The organism is Clostridium sp. MCC344 (assembly GCF_018785365.1).
In the GTDB taxonomy this organism is placed as follows: Bacteria; Bacillota; Clostridia; order Lachnospirales; family Lachnospiraceae; genus Pilosibacter.
Map to the genome: position 1 here is coordinate 1 of NZ_WQPQ01000084.1, position 1,534 is coordinate 1,534.

Consider the following 1,534-nt stretch of genomic DNA (forward strand, 5'->3'; position numbering starts at 1 on the left):
TTTTGCTTATGTGTGATAAAGAAGTAATAGAAGTGTAAAAAATTTTGCCGTTCCTATCCGGCACATGAGGTATGTCGGATAGGTCGGGCGGTTAGGTGTCGGGCAGTTCTACCTTGCCGACAAAAGAATAATAGATTTCGATTTCCTGTCTGCGTAACTTGCCCCGGCGTTTCCCGTCAAGGGCAACGCTTTCATGGACAACGATTTTCTCCACAAACTCCCGCAGCAGAGTAGGGGTAAGTTCTTCAATGGTAGTGTGCCTGCGTACCACATTCATAAACTTTTCAGCGTTTGCGGTGGCTTCCTGCGCTTTGGAAAGTTCTTCCCGCAGTCTGGCGGCACGTTCTTTCAGTTCTTTCTGCTCGGCTTCATAGTCTGCCGACAGCTCTGTGAAACGCTCGTCCGATATGCGCCCGGTTACGCTGTCCTCATACAGCCGCTTGAAGATAGCAGATAACTCGGCTATGCGTTTCTCGGCGGCTTCCAGCTCCTTTTTCTTGGCGGCGTTCCTGCGTCTGTCCCCGTCCTCATTCTGCTTGATTAAAAGCTTCATAAACCGGGCTTCATGCTTTGCCGCATAGCTGGTAACTTTCCGCAGATTGGAGAGTACGCCAGCGGTCAAGAGGTCAGTGCGGATAAAGTGCGCTGTGCAGTCGGCGGTGCGTTTCTTGTAGCTTCCGCAGATATAACAGTCCTGCTTGCGCTTGTCCGTCTGGTATCGCTGCTGGTACATGACGCTGCCGCAGTCGGCACAAAAGAGTATGCCGGAGAACAAGCCCACTTCGTCATAACGGTTGGGGCGTTTGCGCTGCTTGCGTAACTCCTGCACCCGTTCCCACGTTTCCCGGTCAATGATAGGCTCATGGTGGTTCTCAAAAACCGCCTGCTTTTCCGGGGGATTTTCTATGCTGTGTTTCAGCTTGTAGGACGGCTTCTCGGTCTTAAAGTTTACCAGACAGCCCGTATATTCCCGGTTTTCCAGCAGATGAACCACGGTATTGGTCGCCCACTTGCACTCATAGCCGGGGTGGTAGCGGCGGGTGCTGCCCGTCCTGCGGTATTCCAGCGTCCCCGGCGTGGGGATTTGCTGCTCGGTCAGCATACGGGCTATCTTGGTCGGACCGTTCCCGGCAAGGCAAAGGCTGTAAATCTGCCGTACCACCGGGGCGGCTTCCTCGTCAATGATAAAGTTTTCGTCCTCGTCCATGAGGTAGCCATAGACGGGCTTGCTTGTGATGGGCTTTCCGCTCATGCCCTTAGAGCGTTTTACTGCCTTGATTTTCTTGCTCGTATCTCTCACCAGCCATTCGTTAAAAATGTTCCGCAGCGGGGCAAAATCATTTTCCCCCTGTGCGCTGTCCACTCCGTCATTGATAGCGATGAAGCGGACACCTTTCTGTGGGAAAATCATTTCTGTGTACATTCCCACCTGTAAGTAGTTTCGCCCTAACCTCGACATATCCTTGACGATAACTGTCCCGACTTTCCCTGCTTCAATGTCTGCAAGCATGGCTTGAAATCCGGGTCTTTGAAA

The 1,534-nt window shown here is 52.3% G+C and carries 1 protein-coding gene; it reads right to left on the minus strand.

The window, feature by feature from the left end:
* Nucleotides 1-91: 91 nt before the first annotated feature.
* Nucleotides 92-1,534: recombinase family protein (locus GPK90_RS16815; RefSeq protein ID WP_215703494.1), on the minus strand; the 1,443-nt coding region annotated here is incomplete at its 5' end.